General features: G+C 65.9%; 13 protein-coding genes. 6 read left to right on the forward strand and 7 right to left on the reverse strand.

Translation table 11 applies throughout. The features are described from left to right. The first annotated feature begins 23 nt into the window (after positions 1-23). Positions 24-968 carry an ornithine cyclodeaminase family protein gene (locus CWS35_RS29735; protein WP_100955119.1) on the forward strand — a complete coding sequence of 315 codons (945 nt, stop codon included), beginning with the start codon at positions 24-26 and terminating at the stop codon, positions 966-968. 127 nt (positions 969-1,095) lie between these two features. On the opposite strand, the gene coaA is transcribed toward CWS35_RS29735, so the two are convergent. The 4 genes from coaA to CWS35_RS29755 all read right to left on the reverse strand — a co-directional run bounded on the left by coaA (position 1,096) and on the right by CWS35_RS29755 (position 5,732). Beyond that, positions 1,096-2,031, reverse strand: coding sequence for a type I pantothenate kinase (coaA, locus tag CWS35_RS29740; RefSeq protein ID WP_100955120.1), 936 nt, complete (start codon positions 2,029-2,031; stop codon positions 1,096-1,098). A 98-nt stretch (positions 2,032-2,129) separates the two neighbouring features. Continuing rightward, a complete protein-coding gene (locus CWS35_RS29745) occupies positions 2,130-4,388 on the reverse strand; it encodes a xanthine dehydrogenase family protein molybdopterin-binding subunit (RefSeq protein ID WP_100955121.1) in 2,259 nt (752 codons plus the stop codon). Continuing rightward, a complete protein-coding gene (locus CWS35_RS29750; RefSeq protein WP_024582455.1) occupies positions 4,385-4,867 on the reverse strand; it encodes a (2Fe-2S)-binding protein in 483 nt (160 codons plus the stop codon). Before CWS35_RS29750 ends, CWS35_RS29745 begins: the two co-directional genes overlap by 4 nt. A 4-nt stretch (positions 4,868-4,871) precedes the next feature. Next, on the reverse strand, positions 4,872-5,732 hold the full coding sequence (locus tag CWS35_RS29755) for a xanthine dehydrogenase family protein subunit M (RefSeq protein ID WP_100956786.1): 861 nt from the start codon (positions 5,730-5,732) through the stop codon (positions 4,872-4,874). A 343-nt stretch (positions 5,733-6,075) separates the two neighbouring features. Here CWS35_RS29755 and CWS35_RS29760 point away from each other — a divergent pair, with 343 nt between their 5' ends. The 3 genes from CWS35_RS29760 (at position 6,076) to CWS35_RS29770 (ending at position 9,264) form a co-directional block, all read left to right on the forward strand. Beyond that, positions 6,076-7,158, forward strand: a complete 1,083-nt coding sequence (locus CWS35_RS29760) for a hypothetical protein (RefSeq protein WP_157817279.1) — start codon at positions 6,076-6,078, stop codon at positions 7,156-7,158. Further along, complete coding sequence (locus CWS35_RS29765) at positions 7,121-7,516, forward strand: hypothetical protein (protein WP_157817280.1); 396 nt, start codon at positions 7,121-7,123, stop codon at positions 7,514-7,516. Before CWS35_RS29760 ends, CWS35_RS29765 begins: the two co-directional genes overlap by 38 nt. Before the next feature lie 137 nt (positions 7,517-7,653). Continuing rightward, positions 7,654-9,264 carry an ABC transporter substrate-binding protein gene (locus CWS35_RS29770; protein ID WP_100955124.1) on the forward strand — a complete coding sequence of 537 codons (1,611 nt, stop codon included), beginning with the start codon at positions 7,654-7,656 and terminating at the stop codon, positions 9,262-9,264. 629 nt (positions 9,265-9,893) lie between these two features. Here the strand turns inward: CWS35_RS29770 and CWS35_RS29780 are convergent. Next, positions 9,894-11,903, reverse strand: coding sequence for an SPFH domain-containing protein (locus CWS35_RS29780; RefSeq protein WP_100955125.1), 2,010 nt, complete (start codon positions 11,901-11,903; stop codon positions 9,894-9,896). A 347-nt stretch (positions 11,904-12,250) separates the two neighbouring features. Between CWS35_RS29780 and CWS35_RS29785 the strand changes: the two genes are divergently transcribed. Beyond that, positions 12,251-13,105: a transglutaminase-like domain-containing protein gene (locus CWS35_RS29785; protein ID WP_100955126.1), complete on the forward strand. Its 855-nt coding sequence runs from the start codon at positions 12,251-12,253 to the stop codon at positions 13,103-13,105. Between the two features lie 19 nt (positions 13,106-13,124). On the opposite strand, the gene mntR is transcribed toward CWS35_RS29785, so the two are convergent. Continuing rightward, positions 13,125-13,619, reverse strand: coding sequence for a manganese-binding transcriptional regulator MntR (mntR, locus tag CWS35_RS29790; RefSeq protein ID WP_024582461.1), 495 nt, complete (start codon positions 13,617-13,619; stop codon positions 13,125-13,127). Between the two features lie 525 nt (positions 13,620-14,144). Here mntR and CWS35_RS29795 point away from each other — a divergent pair. Further along, positions 14,145-16,937 carry a TonB-dependent receptor domain-containing protein gene (locus CWS35_RS29795; protein ID WP_168226400.1) on the forward strand — a complete coding sequence of 931 codons (2,793 nt, stop codon included), beginning with the start codon at positions 14,145-14,147 and terminating at the stop codon, positions 16,935-16,937. Between the two features lie 31 nt (positions 16,938-16,968). Here the strand turns inward: CWS35_RS29795 and CWS35_RS29800 are convergent, their stop codons facing one another. Continuing rightward, positions 16,969-18,108, reverse strand: coding sequence for an amidohydrolase/deacetylase family metallohydrolase (locus tag CWS35_RS29800; RefSeq protein ID WP_100956788.1), 1,140 nt, complete (start codon positions 18,106-18,108; stop codon positions 16,969-16,971). Positions 18,109-18,118: the final 10 nt, after the last annotated feature.

The following is an 18,118-nucleotide window of genomic DNA, read 5'->3' on the forward strand; positions in this document are numbered from 1 at the left end:
AACGGCGCCTAAGGAGAGCAACCGTGCATTTTGTCGACGACAGCGAGGTCAATCGCGTCCTGACCTTTCCGATCCTGATCGAGGCGATCGAGGCCGCGCACCGGCGGCCCAAGATCGCCGTCAGGGACGGCTATCTCGGCGACGACAAGGGCCAGCAGTTGGTGACGCGCAGCGCGGTCGACGGCGGCCGCTTCATGATGACCAAGCTCTACACCAGCTTCCCGGGCAACCTCGCCCACGGCAAGCTGCCGGCGGTGCAGGCGGTCTGCGTGCTGTTCGACGGCAATGACGGACGACCACTCGCGGTGATGGACGCTGCCGAGATCACGCATTGGAAGACCGCGGCGGACTCCGCGCTCGGCGCCAAGCTGCTGGCCCGGCCCGACGTCGAGACGCTGCTGGTGGTCGGCGCCGGCGAGATGGCGCAATGGCTGGTGCGCGGGCACCGCACGGTGCGGCCGTCGCTGAAGCGGGTCCGGATCTGGAACAGGACCATCGCGCGCGCCGAGGAACTCGCCGCGCAGCTCGAAGGCGAAGGGATCGCCGCCGAGGCCGTCAGCGATCTCGACGCCGCGACCCGCGAGGCCGACATCATCACCACCTGCACCCGCTCGCGCGAGCCGCTGGTCAAGGGCGCGAATCTGAAGCCCGGCACCCATCTCGATCTGGTCGGCGGCTTCACCCCCGAGACCCGTGAGTCCGACGACGAGGCGGCGCGACGTTCGCGCATCTTCGTCGACCGCCACGAATCCGCCTTCGACGGCGTCGGCGACATCCTGGCGCCGATCGCAAGCGGTGCGATCAAGGAGAGCGACGTGCTCGGCGACCACTACGATCTCGCCAGCGGCAGGGTCAAAGGCCGGCTGTCGGACACCGACATCACCTTCTTCAAGAATGCCGGCGGCGGGCATCTGGATCTGATGACCTGCGAGACCGTGTTCGCGCGGCTGGGGAAGGAGTTGCGGTAACGGCGAGAACGTAGGGCGGGTTAGCGAAGCGTAACCCGCCGACGCAACTCGACGCGCGGTAAGACGGCGGGTTACGGCTTCCGCCTAACCCGCCCTCCATTTTCCAATCCGCCCTACTCTGCCTACGCTACGTCTCGCGCAACCAGATCTCGCCGATCGAATGGTCGGAGCGCTTGCGCAGCACGACGTCGGCGCGCGTCCGCGTCGGCAGGATGTTTTCCCTGAGATTGGCGCGATGATGCTCGCGCCATAGCCGCTCGGCGACCTCGCGCGCATCGCTCGGCGGCAGGTCCCGGTAGTGGTGGAAATAGGATGCCGGATTCCGGAACGCGGTCGGCTGCAACTTGAGGAAGCGTTCGACATACCAGGACTGGATGTCGGCCTCGTCGGCATCGAGATAGATCGAGAAGTCGAAGAAGTCCGACACCACCACTGGTGCTGCGCCGCGCGCCAGCAGCACGTTGAGGCCCTCGAACACCAGGATGTCCGGCTGCCGGATCACCTGCCGTTCCGACGGCACGATGTCGCCGATCAGGTGTGAATACACCGGCAACTCCAGCTCGCCCTCACCCGCCTTCGCCGCCGCGAGGAAGCGCAGCATCCGCGGCAGATCGTAGCTGTCGGGAAAGCCCTTGCGCCGCATCAGGCCGCGCTCTTCCAGAGCGGCATTGCCATGCAGGAAGCCGTCGGTCGTCACCAGCTCGACGCGCGGATGGTCGGCCCATCCGGTCAGCAGCGCGCACAGCACACGGGCAAAGGTGCTCTTGCCGACGCCGACACTGCCGGCCAGCGCGATGATGTAGGGCGAGCGCCGTGCCGGCCGGCCAAGAAACTCCGCCTTGACCTGCGCCAGATTGCGCGCTGCCGAGAAATGCAGGTTCAAGAGGCGCGTGAGTGGCAGGTAGACGTCGGAAACTTCGGCAGCCGTGATCGGCCCGTTTAGGCCGCGCAGTGCGGCGAGGTCGGCGTCCGACAGCGTCAGCGACGTGCTGGCGCGCAATGCCGCCCAGTCGCTGCGGCTGAAGATCATGTAGGCCGAGAGCTCGTCGTCGGGCTGGGTCATTCCCCGATCTTGCCGAGGCAGAGCCGGAAACGTCAATGGCCGTTGTCGGCGGAGAACCGTAGGGCGGGCTACGCTAACGCTAACCCGCCCTACGCTGCCTATTCCGCCGCTTGCTGCGCTGGCGCATCGAGCACCGCCGAAACCTTCGGCGGCGACATCGGCAGGCTGTAGAAGCGTTTGCCGAGTGCGTTGTGAACCGCGTTGGCGACTGCCGCCATGACCGGGACCAACGGCACCTCGCCGACGCCCTTGACGCCCTGCGGGTGCTTCGGGTTCGGCACTTCGACCAGGGCACAGTCGAGCATCGGCAGGTCGGAGCAAACCGGCATGCGATAGTCGAGGAAGCCCGGATTATCGACCTTGCCGTCCTTGTTGTAGATGTATTCCTCGTTCAGCGCCCAGCCGATGCCCTGCGCGACGCCGCCCTGGAGCTGGCCCTCGACATAGCTCGGATGCACGGCGCGGCCGACATCCTGCACGGCGGTGTAGCGGATCACCCTGACGATCCCGAGTTCGACATCGACCTCGACGTCGCAGATGTGGGTGCCGAAGCCGCCTTCGGCGCCCTGGGTGTTGAGCTGCACGCTGGCGCCGATCGGGCCGCCCTGCGACGGCGCCTTCTCAGCCAACTCCGCCAGCGTCAGCGGCTTGAACTCGCCGGCGTTCGGGCTGACGGGATGCGCGGCACCGTTCTCCCACTTCACGGCTTCCGGATCGATCTCCCAGATCTTCGCGGCGCGCTCGCGCAAGGTCGCGATCACCTTGTCGGCCGCCTGCGTCACCACCATCGAGGAGGCGAACAGCACGCGGCTGCCGCCGGTGAGATTCGAGAAGCCGACCGTCTGCGTATCGCCGATGATGACGGAGATCCGCTTGTAGTCGATGCCGAGCAGTTCGGCGCAGATATTGGCGATGCCGGCGCGCGAGCCACCGATATCGGGATGCCCCGTGGTGACGACGACATTGCCATCCTCGGTGATGTTGACCTGCGCGGAAGATTCACCGCCGGCATTGAACCAGAAGCCCGAGGCCACGCCCCTGCCCTGAAGCTTGCCGAGTGGTGCGGCATAATGCGGATGGTTCTGCGCGGCTTGCAGCGTCTCGATGTAGCCGATGCGCGGGAACACCGGACCGTGCGCCGCCTTGGTGCCCTGCTTCGCCGCGTTCTTCAGCCGCAGGGCCAGCGGATCCATCTTCAGTGCCTCGGCGAGCTCGTCGAGCACGCATTCCACCGCATAGGCACCGATCGGCGCGCCGGGCGCGCGATAGGCCGCGACCTTGGAGCGGTTGGAGCAGACGTCGAAGCCTTCCGACAGCACATGCGGGATGTCGTAGGGCGCGAAGCTGCACCCGACCGCGCCGCGGATCGGCGAGCCCGGGAAGGCGCCGGCCTGCAAATAGAAGGTGCCGTGAGCGGCGACGATGGTGCCGTCCTTCTTCGCGCCGATCTTCACCGTGCTCTTCGAGCCCGAGGTCGGGCCGGTGGCACGCATCACCTCCTCGCGCGTCATCACCATCTTCACCGGGCGGCCGGATTTCTTGGCGAGCAAGGTCGCCAGCGGCTCGAGATAGACGATGGTCTTGCCGCCGAAGCCGCCACCGATCTCGGCGGGGATGGCACGGATGTCGTTCTGCGGGATGCCGGTCAGCATCGAGGTCATCGCGCGCACCATGAACTGGCCCTGGCTCGACGACCAGATCGTGGTCTTGCCGTCGGCGGCGACCGAGATCAGGCAGGCATGCGGCTCGATATAGCCCTGGTGCACCGGGCGCGTCGTGAAGGAGCGCTCGACCACGATCTCGGCGTCCTTGAATCCCTGCGCGATGTCGCCCTTCTTGGATTCGATCCGGCCCATGATGTTCGAGGGCTTGCCGTCGAATGTGTTGAACTCGTGCAGGATCGGCGCGCCGTCCTTCAGCGCGTCGTCGATCTCGATCGCCCAGGGCAGCACGTCGTAATCGACCTCGATCAGCTTGCAGGCTTCCGCGGCGATCGCCTCCGTGGTCGCGGCGACGGCTGCGACGGGGTGGCCGGGGAACAGCGCCTTGTCGCGCGCCATCACGTTGCGGCACATCCAGCGCATGTCCTGGATACCGAGCATGACCGCGCCCTTCTCGATTCTGTAGTCGACGATGTCGCGCGAGGTGACCACTGCCTTGACGCCGGGCAGCGCCTCGGCCTTGGCGGTGTTGATCGACTTGATGCGGGCGTGCGGATGCGGGCTGCGCAGCACCTTGCCCCAGATCATGCCGGGCATGGTGGTATCGGCGGCGAACGCCGCGCGGCCGGTCACCTTGTCGACGCCATCGGGCCTGATGGTGCGCTGGCCGATCCACTTGTTGTCGACGACGTTCATCGCACAGCCTCCCGCATTTCAGCCGCGGTCTCCATCACCGCGCGGACGATCTTGTCGTAACCGGTGCACCGGCACAGATTGCCGGCGAGCCAGAAGCGGACTTCCTCTTCGGTCGGATCGGAGTTCTTCGCCAGCAGCGCCTCGGAAGCCACCAGCATGCCCGAGGTACAGATGCCGCACTGGAGCGCGGCATGCTCGAGGAATTTCTGCTGCAACGGATGCAGCTCGCCGCCCCTGGCCATACCTTCGATGGTCCCGATCTCATGGCCCTCGGCCTCGGCCGCGAGCATCAGGCAGGAGCAGACCAGCCGGCCGTCGAGCGTGATCGAGCAGGCGCCGCAATCGCCGGACGAACAGCCTTCCTTGGAGCCGGTGAGACCGAGTTGCCCGCGCAAGGCGTCGAGCATGGTGTCATAGGGCTCGCACAGGAATTCGACCGGTTCGCCGTTGACGGAGGTGGTGACGTGCAGTTTCGCCATGGTGCTAGTGTCCTCCCGCGCGCTGGGCGGCGATCGCGGCGGTGCGCTTCAGCAGCACGCCGGCGGTTTTCGTGCGATAGGCGATGGTGCCGCGCTTGTCGTCGATCGGACGGCAGGCGGCGCGGCACGCCGCGGCGGCGGCTTCCAGCGCCGCATCGTCGAGCCTCGAGCCAACCAGCGCTCGCGCAGCCGGCGCGACCAGAAGCGCGGTCGGCGCCACCGCGCCGAGGCCGACGCGAGCGGCGGTGCAGACGCCGTCCTGCAAGGTGAGGCTGACGCCGATGCCGACCACCGCAATGTCCATCTCGGTGCGCGGGATCATCCGCAAATACGCATCGCTCGAACCGTCGGGCCGCGGCGGCAGCGCGAAACTGACCAGGATCTCGCCCGGCTTGAGGTTGGTCCGTCCCGGTCCGGCCGGAACGTCCTCGACTTTGATCTCGCGGCGGCCGTTGGGGCCTTGCACTGTGACGACGGCGCCGGCCGCAATCATCGCCGGCACGCTGTCGCCCGCGGGCGAGCCGTTGCAGAGATTACCGCCGGCCGACGCCCGGCCCTGCACCTGCTTGGAGCCGATCAGGTTGACGGCCTCGAGCACGCCGGGCCACACCTTGCCGAAGCGCGGATGCTCCGACAGCGCCATGCCGGAGACGGCGGCGCCGACGCGGAAACCGCCATCGGCGGTCTCGGTGATCTCGGTCATCTCGCCGATCTTCTTGATGTCGACGATCAATCCCGGCCGCACCAGGCCGGAGCGCATTTGCACCAACAAATCGGTGCCCCCTGCCATAATGCGGGCGGCACGTCCGGCGGCAGCAAATGCGCCAATCGCTTCATCAAGCGTGCGCGGTGCTACGTATCGGATATCGGTCATGACGGTTCTTTGAGTCTCCCTCGGCTGCGTGCTCGCGCTGCTTGTTCCCTTTGGAGGATATGGCCTTGTTGCCGGCCGGCAGGACCGCAAGCCTACACGGCGGATCAAGGTCCGAACAGCCCGTGAGGTGCGGCAGGAAGCGCAGGCTCCCATGCAGGATGCGGACTTGTGCGGGGCCGCCGCAACGCGCGCTGCGCGCGGTGATGCGAGGCAGGATCACGCGATAGTGTTGCGTATGGCACAAATTCCTCATCTGCCGACGTCATCGTAAGCCATGCCATGCCGCTCATTTGTTCGTGGCCAGCGCTGGCCGCGTGTCGCAGCCCTTGCCGCCATGCTGATGGTTTGGGTGGCACCGCCACCTGCCTCCGCCGCGCCTGCGAGCAGCGACGTCTGCGTCACCTGCATTCGAATCCGTGTCGGCGTCCCCACCATCGTGCGCGGACCCGCGGCCGACATTGCCGATAACCACTTCAACGAGATCGCGCTGCCGAACGGCCGGATTCGCGGCTTCGATGCCCATGGCGAGACCCGGGCGATCGACGGCGCCCGGCCGTCCGACATGAGCGGCCCCGCCCGCGTGGTGCTGCGGGCGGGACCACAAGGCAGCTACGATTCCTGCGGCCGGTGGCTGAATCACGCCGAACGCAAGGGCGCAGTCGTGCTGGGCTTCATCCACGACGAGACCGCGTGCAATTACGCGGCGGGCCAAACCCACAAATCGATGTCGCTGGCGACGTCATCCGATGACGGCCTGACCTGGCGTGAACTCGGGCAGATCATCACAGGCACCGACAAACCGACGCCGGGCAAGGACACCGGTGAAGGCGATTGCACCGCTGTCGATGGACATGACGACTTCTACTATCTCTACTGCTTTCGTTCGAGCGACGGCAGTCTGATCGTGGCGCGCGCGCCGCTTGCCGATCCCGGCCCAGGCAAATGGACCAAGTATCTCGACGGACGGTGGGACCAGCCCGGGCTCGGCGGCCAGGCCGCCCGTCTGAGGAACGGCTCGGGTACGAGCGTTGCCCGTTGGGCGGCAAGCGGAGAACTGGTCCTGACCGGCTGGGTGCCGGGCGGCCTCGGCCTGTTCCTGAGCCGCGATCACGTCACGCTGAAGGCGATGCCCGAGCCGCTGCTGGTGCTCGATCCCGGCATCTGGCAGCGTCCGGCGCCGTCAGAACTGGTCACCTATCCGGTGCTGCTCGACGCCATCAATGGCGGCAACCAGCTCTCGAACAAATGGATGCTCAGCTACGCCTACTGGCCGCCGGGCGGCGGTCATGCCGACCACTATCTGGTGTTGAGGCCGATATCTGGTGTTGAGGCCGATCGAGGTGGCGCGCAGCGATACGGCGTCCGGCCCGCAGGTCGGCGTGCAGCTCGCGCGCTGGTACAATTCAGGGCTGCATGACCGCTGGTCCACCACGGGCCCCGTTCCCGGCAACGGCACCGCGTATCGGCTCGAAGCGCGGTCCGGCTACCTGATGACATCAGCGCAAACCGATGCGACGACCACCGAACTCGAAGATTGCGTCAGCCAGCGGGGCAGTCATCCGGATCACCTGCTGGCGGAGAAAGGCTTCTGCGAAACACACGCCTATCAGCGGCTGCGCACCGCCGGCTGGGTCTATGCGCAACCGCGGCCTGACGCCATCCCGCTCTACCGCTGCTACAGCGCGCGGGAACAATCGCACTTCGCCTCCAACGCCGCCGATTGCGAGAAGCTCGGCGACAACGAACATCTGCTCGGCTACGCGCTGAAGCAGTGAACCTGTTCGGCTGCGCTATGTCGCAGCCGCATTGAGCGCGCTGGCGCGGCTCTTGCTTGCTTTCGACAATGGATTGGTGAAGCATGCGGTTCGCTGTGGCATGCGTGCCGGCGCAACGAAAAACCGGGAGACGGCGAATGGTCGATGTTTCGCGCAGAACGCTCCTCAAGCTCGCGGCCAGCGTGCCGCCGGCGATGGCGGCCCCGGCCATGCTGTCGTCGGGCGCCATCGCAGCAGCCAAGGGCAAGACCATCACCGCGGTGATGCATTCCGACCTGCGCATCATCGATCCCGGCTTCACCACCGCCTACATCACCCGCGACCATGGCTACATGGTCTACGATACGCTGCTCGGCATCGATTCCAGCTTCAAGGTCCGGCCGCAGATGGCGGACTGGACCATCTCGGACGACAAGCTGACCTACACCTTCACGCTGCGCGACGGGCTGAAATGGCATGACGGCGCGCCCGTCACCGCCGAGGACTGCATCGCTTCGCTGAAGCGCTGGACCACCGTCGACGGCATGGCGCAGAAGCTCGCCCAATTCACCGCCTCGCTCGAGGCCGGCGGCCCGAAGACCATCGTGCTCAAGCTCAGGGAGCCCTACGGCCTGGTGCTGGAAACGCTGGCAAAGGCCTCTTCCTATGTCGCCTTCATGATGCCGAAGCGGCTCGCCGAGACGCCGGCGGGCAAGCAGATCGCCGAGCAGATCGGCTGCGGCCCGTTCAAGTTCGTCGCAGGCGAATTCCAGCCCGGCGTCAAGGCGGTCTATGAGCGCAACGCCGAGTACGTGCCGCGCAAGGAGAAGCCGGACTGGCTGGCAGGCGGCAAGGTCGCCAAGGTCGATCGTGTCGAATGGATCACGATGCCCGACGCGCAGACCGCGATCAACGCGCTACAGTCCGGCGACATCGATTTCCTGGAACAACCGTCGGTCGACCTGCTGCCGGTGCTGGAGGCCAATTCCGATCTCACGGTGGCCGTGCTGAACAAGTTCGGCTTCCAGATCGACGGCCGGATGAATTTCCTGCATCCGCCATTCGACAATGTAAAAATCCGCCGCGCGGCCTTCCTGGCGATGAACCAGAAGGACGTGCTCGACGCCACCGTCGGCAATCCCAAATATTACCAGATCTGCGGCGCCTATTTCGCCTGCGACACACCGCTCGCCAGTGACGTCGGCTCCGAGACGCTGGTCAAGGCCAGCGGCATGGCCGAGGCCAAGAAGGCGCTCGCCGCCTCGGGCTATGACGGCACGCCCGTCGTGATCATGATCCCCGGCGACGTGCAGACGCTGAAGGGGCCACCGACGGTCGCGGCGCAGCTGTTGCGAGAGGCCGGCTTCACCGTCGACGCGCAGGTGACGGACTGGCAGACCCTGGTGAGCCGCCGCGCCAGCCAGAAGCCGCCCAAGGAAGGCGGCTGGAACCTGTTCTTCACCTTCACCGGCGCGACCGAGGTGATGAACCCGATCGTCAACAACCAGATCGCCGCGAACGGCAAGAAGGCGTGGTTCGGCTGGCCCGAGGATGCCAAGCTCGAGCAGTTGCGCGATGCGTACGCGCGCGCCACCTCGCCCGAAGAGCAGAAGAAGGTCGCGGTCGAGATCCAGCAGGAAGCCTACGAGCAGGTGATCTATATCCCGCTCGGCCAGTTCCGCTTGCCGAGCGCCTGGCGCAAGTCGCTCACCGGCGTGCTGGAAGGCCCGGTGCCGCCGGTGTTCTGGAACGTCGACAAGAGCGAATAGCACCGGGCTGTCCGCAGGCTCGCTTCGCCCCTACCGCTGGCGGAACCGGCCGCACCCGCGCGCGGCCAAAAATATCGAAAACAACCCCATGCAAAGCATGCCGGCGGCGGCCAGCGATCGACAGGGCAAGTTGACACGTCGGTCAGAGGACGCTCACCGCGTCCCCCGGAATGCGATCGACCTGGTGTGATCGCTGTTCATCACCAGTATGGCCATTGCCATGCTTCATAGAGATCCCATGACGACACCAGCGGAGGAGCGTATGGATCGACGCGGTCGTCCTCGGGGCGATAACGATATCGTGGAACAATATTATAATCCCACGGAGTTGGGCTTATCACGGGCGCCGTGATAACAACCCTCCTGCGTTCATGAACGATTTGTGCCTTCCGCGCCCGGGCTTCAGCAGCCGACGTCGCAAGATTGCACAACACCAGGGTCGCTCCGAGAGCGCACGCAACGGTCATTCTTTTCATGCATCCGGCCTCCTTGCCTGAGAGTGCAAAAGGACTCAAAGCAAGGCAAGCTAATTCGCTCTCGACTGGCGGGTGGGGCTTCCTCACGATACGCCGAGCCCTCCCCCGCAAGCGGGAGAGGGTGCGCATTTGCATGCGGCTGCTATCGCGGCCTCACTGACCGTTGGTCCGGCGCGCGGCCTTCGGCGCCTCGTCCTTCAGCTTCTCCAGCGCGCCGGGCATCATCTGCCCAAACATCGAGCTCAACATCGCGGTCGGGATCAGGCCGGCGCTGTTGCCTTCCTGCCCCTGCCCGCCCGACATCAGGAACTGCGGCACCAGCGGCTGGTTGATCCGCGTCAAGGCGTCGGCGAACTTCGCGAAGTTCTGCTCGGCAAGCCGGTACTCCGGCCCGCCATAGGCATCGACCGACAGTTTGGTCGCCTGCGCGTTGGCGGCGCCGACGGCGAGCACCCGGTCGGCCTCGCCCTGGCCTTCGAGCCGCGACTGCTCGCCGACCGCGGCCGCGGTCACCTTCCGCGTCTCGGCATCCTTCTGCGCGCGGGCGAGCGCGGCCGCGCCCTCGTTCTCGTTGACCCTGACCTGGATCAGCGATTGCGTCAGCGCGCTCTGTGCCGCCGCCGTCGCCTTGGCCTCGTTCAACGCACGCTCCTGCACCGCGGCCTTCTCTTGCTCCTGGTAGGTCTCGATCTGCTCGCGCGCGATCTGGCGCGAGCGGAGCTGGATCAGGATGTTCTCGATGGTGTGGTCGCCGGCCGCCGCCCGCGGCGTGCCGATCAAAACCTCCTGGAGGTCGAGCGAATAGCTCTCGAACTTCGCCTTCATGTCGTGCGCCGCCTCCGCCTGGATCGCGGCGCGGTTCTGTAGCAGCTCGATCAACGTCATCTTCTGCGCGATGTTCTTGAAGAACGCAGAGACCATCGGGTCGAGCGTCTGCTCGACCAGCTTCTTCACGTCGCCGAAGCGCTGGATGATCATCGGCGCCTTCTTGTAGTCGATGTGCATCACCACCGAGAGCGGCAATGTCGGCTCGAACGCGTCCTTGGTGATCAGCGAGATCTCCGACAGGTTCTCGTCGAGCTTCATCGCGCCGACCTCGCCGCGCACCCATTTCAGGATGAAGTTGACGGTCGGGATCACTTCGATCTTGCCGGCATAGGTATTGAACGCGTATTTGCCCGGCAGCAGCGGGTCCTTCCAGACGCCGCGGCTGCCGTTGAGCACCAGCTCGCCATGGCGATACTGCTCGCCCGAAACGTCGTCGGTGCGCGGGCCGGTGTAGAAGATGACGACGCCGACATTGCCGACCGGGATCACCGTCTTCGGCACCGCCTCGACGGTCGCAAACAGCCGGTTGATGTACCAGGTGCCCTCGACGATGACCTGGAGCTGGCGGCCGCGATAGCCGCCACCGCGCAGGAATTTCTCCGGTTCCTGGAAGTTGTTGTGGAAGGTCGCTGCGTCGCGCAGCTCGATGCCGACCTCGGGCGCGATGATCTCGCCCGGAGGCAGCGACGGGCCGTCATGCACCGTGACGATGCCGACCAGATCGTGATCGGCCGCCAGCACCACCGGCGCAAAACCCCAGCGTTCGGAGATCGTGAGCTGCATGCTCTCGAGCACGCCGCGCTCGCGCTCGCTCAGCGCGTGACCATAGACGCGCTCGTCGGTGATCACGGCGAACTGCGTGGTGTTGATCGCATAGGTACCCTCGCGCAGGATCTTGCGTTGCGGGCCCTTCTGGCCGCCGCCGCGCAGGAAGCGGCGGGTGTCCTGGAAGTCCGACTTGTCTTCTGTGTCATTGGCGCCGAGCACCTGCGAGGGCTCCAGCGGCGCACCGTCGCGTGCGAACACATAGGCGATCTTGCCCTGGCCAACGGTCACGAGGTCCGAGCGATGGATGCGATACATGAAGGGAAACATCACGTGCAGGCCGCCACGCAGCACCTCAGGCTCGTAGCCGGCCTCGCCGTTCAGCGCGATGAAGCCGTCGTCGATCGAGCCCTTCGCCGACCACAACTTCTCGACGATGCCGACCTGATTGTTCGGAATGTAGCGAAACACGTTCGATATGCGCAGCAGGATCACAAGCGCGATCAAAACTGCGCTCCAAATGGCCGGTTGGGTCAAACCTGAGCCATTAAGAAAACCGAGGAAGTCCATAGTCCATCTCCACAATTCGCAACTGGGCGGCTCGGGAACCCAAACCTGCACCAAGAATTGCGGTGCGGACATGTGGTGCGGGGCTGCCGGCGCAAGGCAGCGAACAATATTCGCGGTGCCAATCTTTTTTTGATGACTGGATGAACCGCTGCGCGAATCACGCGACGTGAAGCCGCGACGTCGCTGCTGCACTTGCGGATCAATCGCAGATGAGCTCACCGCCCTGAACGAGGTACAGGTCAAGCGCTATCAAGCGGGCGCTTCGGGGAAAGCCTAGCCTGCGGTCGCCCTCACACAAACGTCCATCGCAAAGGATGCCGCGGGCGATCGATTGCAGGAGGCACATCATGATGCTGGATCAATACCGAAAGCCGGTTGCGATGAGCGACCCCGGCCAACATGCCGCGCGACTGTCCGGCTTGCCGCGTGAGCCCGACGCGCTCGCAAGGACCGTGCAGGGTCTCATGATCCACCAGCATATCGCGCCCAGCTACGGCGTGACGCTCAGTCCGGACCAGCGCGCCCAATCTCATGTTCGGGCTGCCGGGACGATGCTCGACGCGATCACGATGCGCGACGCGCGGCCGCTGTCCGTGGCACGCGCGGCCGGCGAGCGGCAGGTCGGGGTCTGCCGGCACTTCACGCTGCTCCATGTCGCGATGCTGCGTACCCACGGCATCCCTGCCCGCGCCCGCTGCGGCTTCGGCGCCTATTTCGAGAAGGGCCGCTACATCGACCATTGGGTCACCGAATACTGGAGCGAACCGCACAATGCCTGGCTGCTGTTTGACGCCCAGATCGACGATCATCAGCACAAACTGTTCAAGATCGGGTTCGACACCGCCAACGTGCCGCGCGATCAGTTCGTGGTTGCCGGCGATGCCTGGCAGCTCTGTCGCAGCGGAAAGGCCGACCCGGGCGCCTTCGGCATCCTCGACATGCACGGGCTGTGGTTCATCGCGGGCAATTTGATCCGCGACGTCGCCGCGCTGAACAATCACGAATTGCTGCCGTGGGACATCTGGGGCGCGATGCGCCGGCAGGATGACGAGCTCGATCTCGCCCTGTTCGATCGGCTGGCGCTCGTCAGCCGCGAACCCGACGCTCATCCCGACGAACGCGCTACGCTGTTTGCCGACGAACGCGTTCGCCTGCCAAAGGCCGTGCTCAACGCCGAGCTCAACCAACTACAGGAGCTATGAGGCGGCGGTCGGCCAGCGATTAGCTGGCTTTCTTCACCCGTGATCCCCTGAGGAAATCCGAAAACGCCTTCAGCGTCGCCTCCGATACGTGATGCTCGATGCCTTCGGCGTCGGCCTCGGCAGATTCGCGCGGCACGCCGAGCGCGAGCAGCACTTCGAGCACCAGACGGTGCCGGGCACGCACCCGCTTGGCGAGCGCGTCGCCCTTCTCGGTCAGGAAGATGCCGCGGTAGGGACGTGCCGTCACCAGGTTCTCGCGCTTCAACCGCGTGATGGTGTTGATGGCGGTGGGATGCGAGACCCCGAGCCGGCGCGCGATATCGGTGGCGCGCGCCTCTCCCGTCGATTCGATCAGGTCGGCGATCAGTTCGACATAGTCCTCCAAGATCACCGACGACCGCGCCGAGCGGGCCTTGCCGAAACGGCGCGCCTGCACCTGCTCGGTCGGCAGCTCATGCAGCGACGCCGTGCGCGTTGGTGACGCCTTCCGGCGTGTCGGAGAATCCGTGGCCATGACCGGCGAACCATGGTCCCGCCGGCAGGACATTGCAAGCTGGCGACAGGCGCCCCTTCCTTGTTGCAACAGCCTCGCAATTGCAACAACTGCTTGACTTCGTAGCCTCGCCTCTTCAAATGTAGCTAAAGCTACATGTTGGTGTGTTTGCTAAGCCTGCTGAAGGCGTATCGGAGGTTGGGAATGCGTGTTTGCGTCGCCCGTTGGGCCCTGTTGGGCACGACGTCGGTCGCCTTGATCGGTTTGCAAGGGATCGCGGGAGCCCAGCAAGCGACCCCTGCCGCGACCGATAGCCCGGCAGCGCCACCCGCAACCCGTCCCCCAACACCGGATGCGTCGACCGCCCCGACACAATCCTCGCCGCCCACGGCCTCATCGGCGCAGACCAATGCTGCGACCCAAATCGAACTTCCCCCGGTCACGGTCGAACCACGGCGGCCCCGGGCGGCGCGCCGCATCACCCATCACGCGCGCGCCGGCCGGACAGGTTCGCCTGCCGCCGCAGCACCACCGGCTGCGCCGCCCGTGGCAACAACCAGCGCCGCGCCGTTCGCGCCGTCGGCGCTCACCGGCAACCAGATCCAGTCGAGCACCAGCCCGAGCTTCGGCAATCTGTTCTTCACCGCGCCGGGCGCGACCTCGGCCGGCCTTTCAACCCAATCGTCGCGCCCGGTCCTGCGTGGCCTGTCCGACGCCAAGGTCCGGATCCAGGAGAACGGCATCGGCAGCGTCGACGTCTCCGACATTGCGCAGGATCACGGCGTGCCGCTCGATCCGCTGGCATTGCAGAACACCGAGGTATTTCGCGGTCCTGGCGCCTTGCGCTTCGGCTCACAGGCGGTGGGCGGCGTCGTCGACGTCACCAACAACCGGATTCCGACCGCCGCCCCGATCGGTGGCATGGCAGCCGAGTTGCGCTCCGCCGTCACCTCGGTCGACAGCGGCTGGGAAAGCGGCCTGCTGCTCGACGCAGGCGCCGGCAATGTCGCCGTGCACGCCGATGTCTATGGCCGCGGCGCCCAGGATTACCGGATCCCGAGCTATCCCTATCTGGTGCCGCCCAGTCCGGCGCCCGCGTTCAACGGACGGCAGCCGAACTCGGCGACGCAGAGCGCGGGCGCCGCGATCGGCGGCTCCTATCTGTTCGACGGCGGCTATGCCGGCCTGTCGATCTCGCGCTTCACGAGCGACTATCACGTCCCGGGCATCGCATCGGCCGACAGCCAGCAGCACAATCAGCTCGAGCAGACCAAGATCATGAGCAAGGGCGAGTATCGCCCCGATGCAACCGCCATAGCAGCCGTGCGGTACTGGCTCGGCTACTCGGACTACCGGCACGACGAGATCGACCTCAACCAGACCGCCTTCGGCAATTTCGAGACCATCGGCGCGACGTTCAAGAACCGCCAGACCGAGGGCAAGCTCGAAGTCGAGAGCCAGCCCGTGGCGACGCCACTCGGCGCGCTGACCAGCATCATTGGCCTGCAAGGCGCCTATCAGCGCCTCGACACGCTCGGCCAGGCCATCCTGCTTCCGGCCCAGACCACGACCGCCGCCGGATACTTTTTCGAGGAGATGCGGCACACCGACACGCTGCGGACCCAGTTCGCCGCCCGCGTCGAAGCCGTCGACGTTGCCGGCACCGCGTTTGGGTTTCCGTCGAACTATCTGCCGCCGCCGAACGAGCCGGCGAGTTCGCCGTCGCGGTCCGACTTCCTGCCGACCAGCCTCAGCGTCGGGGTGATCAAGGACCTGCCCTCCTATCTGCAAGCCAGCATGACGCTGCAACGGATCCAGCGCGCGCCGCGCGCGCTCGAACTGTTCGCGAGCGGTCCGGACGACTCGGAAAAGACCTTCAAGATCGGCAATCCCGACCTCACGCTCGAGACCGCCAATACCGCTGAGATCGGCCTGAAGCGTACCCGCGGCGATGTCAGGTTCGACGCCAACCTCTATTACACCCGCTACGACAAGTTCATCTTCGGTGCGGCGACCGGCAATTTCTGCGGCGCAACCTTTGCGACCTGCGCTGCGGGAGGCAGCGGCGACTACATCCAGGTCGCCTACTCCCAACGCGACGCCATCTTCCGCGGCGGCGAATTGTCTTGGCAATGGGACGTCTCGGCGCTGTCCGGCGGCATCTTCGGGATCGAGGGCCAGTTCGACATGGTGCGCGCCACCTTCACCGACGGCAGCAACGTGCCGCGGATTCCACCGATGCGGCTCGGCGGCGGCGTCTACTGGCGCAGCGACGCGTGGTATGCGCGGCTGAACCTGCTGCATGCCTTCACGCAGAACGACTACGCACAATTCGACACCCCGACCGACGGCTACAATCTGCTCAAGTTCCAGCTCGAGCACCGGCAGCGCTGGACGGATTCGCCGTGGGGCGCGGTGGAAGTGGCAACCGGCCTGATCGGCGACAACCTGCTCAACGCCGATATCCGCAACTCCGTGCAATTCCACAAGGACGAGATCCTGCAACCGGGCCGGACCGTCAAATTGTTCCTCAATGTCAAATACGGTGCCGATGCGCCGGCGAACACGACGTTTGGTGCCGCGCGGGATCGCGACGTCGCATCGATCTTCCGCAAGGCGCCGGATGCCCCGGCGTGGGACTGGAGCGGATTCTACGCCGGCGGCAGTGCCGGATATTCGTGGGGCGCGGCCCGCACCTATGCGGGCTTCATCGACGATGCGGGCGAGACACCGCTTGCCGGCCAACGCCCGAGCGCCGGCCTCGATCATGCCGGCATCGGTGTCCAGGCCGGTTACAACTGGACGATGGGCCGGATGGTGGCGGGCATCGAAGGCGATTTCGTCTACGCCAACCAGCGCGGCCAGTCCCAGGCCACTTGCCCGGCAGCCGCCTGCAATCCGGCGCTGCTGCCGCTCGATGCCGCGATGACGGCCAGCATGAACTATCGGCTCGACTGGCTGGCGTCGCTGCGCGGCCGCGTCGGCGTCGCGGTCACGCCGACGACGCTCGCCTACCTCACCGCCGGCGTGCCGTTCGGCACCGTGTCCTCATCGGGAGCGGTGTCCGGATTCACCACGACCGGCGCGGCTACGACGACGCCTTTCAACGTCGACACGTTCAGCTTCGGTTGGGCTGTCGGCGCCGGACTTGAAAGCCGGCTGTTCGCCAACTGGACCGGCCGGATCGAATATCTCCACTCCGACCTCGGTTCGTTCCGCGCCAGCCCCCCTCCCGCGGCAGGCGTCGCAACATCGTTCGATTCCGATGCGCGGGTGCGCTTCGACGCGATCCGCGTCGGCGTGAACTACAAGTTCGGCGCGACGACCGTGAGCGACTAAAGCGCGACACCTGTGCAAACACTCCTGGCCGTCATCGCGGATGCCACCAGCGGCCGCCGATCACGACGGCCTCGGAGACGATCTTGCGATCGCCCGTCAGGTGCTCGCCGACCACGTCGACATAGTCGAACTGTCCTTCCCTGACCGAGATCAGCGTGGCGTCGCCGACACAGCCCGGCTTCAGGCTGCCGAGTTCCGGACGCCGCAGCGCCATCGCGGCATTGACGGTGGACGCCGCGATCACGTCCGGCAGCGACATCCCCATGCAGAGGAATTTCGACATCGTCGTCACCTGGTCGAACGCCGGGCCGTCGATGCAGAGCTGGTGGATGTCGGATGAGATGGTGTCGGGTGAGAAGCCGTTGGCGAGCATCGCGCGCGCGGTCTTGAAGGCGAACGAGCCCTTGCCGTGGCCGATGTCGAACAGCACGCCGCGCTCGCGCGCCTCCAGCACCACCTTCTTCACCGTGCCTTGCGCGGTCGCGGGCGTGTTCGGGAACGGCCGGAACGCGTGGGTCAGCACGTCGCCCGGGCGCAACCGCGCCAGCACCTCCTCATAGCTCGGCGGCGGATGGTCGATATGCGCCATCAGCGGCATGCCGACCTCGTCCGCGACCTCGAGGGCGATCTCGAGCGGCACCAGCCCCGACGTGCCCGAGGCGAACAGGCCGACCCGCACCTTGATGCCAACGATGAGATCGCGGTTGGCGTCGGCGACGCGCACCGCATCGACCGGATTCATCAGCCGCAGTTCCTCGCTCTCGCCGACCATCACGCGATCCGAGAAGCCGAAGATGCCGGCATGCGAGACATGCAGATAGGCCAGGATACGGACCTGGCTCGGCTTGATCACATGCTTGCGGAAACCGGCAAAGTTGCCGGGGCCGGCGCTGCCGGTGTCGACCGCAGTGGTGACGCCGGAAGCGCGGCAGAATTCCTCCGCGTCGATGCCGAGCGAGGTGCCGCCCCAATAGACATGGGTGTGCAGGTCGATGATCCCCGGCGAGACGATCAAGCCGGAGACGTCGCGGACGTCGGTGGTGGGATCGGCCGTGAGCCGTGGTCCGATTGCGGCCACCTTTCCGCCCGCGAAGGCCACGTCAGTCACGGCATCGAGTTTTTGCGACGGGTCGATCACTCGCCCGCCACGCAGGATCAAATCGAAAGGCATCATATTCTCC

This window comes from Bradyrhizobium sp. SK17 (assembly GCF_002831585.1).
GTDB lineage: Bacteria > Pseudomonadota > Alphaproteobacteria > Rhizobiales > Xanthobacteraceae > Bradyrhizobium.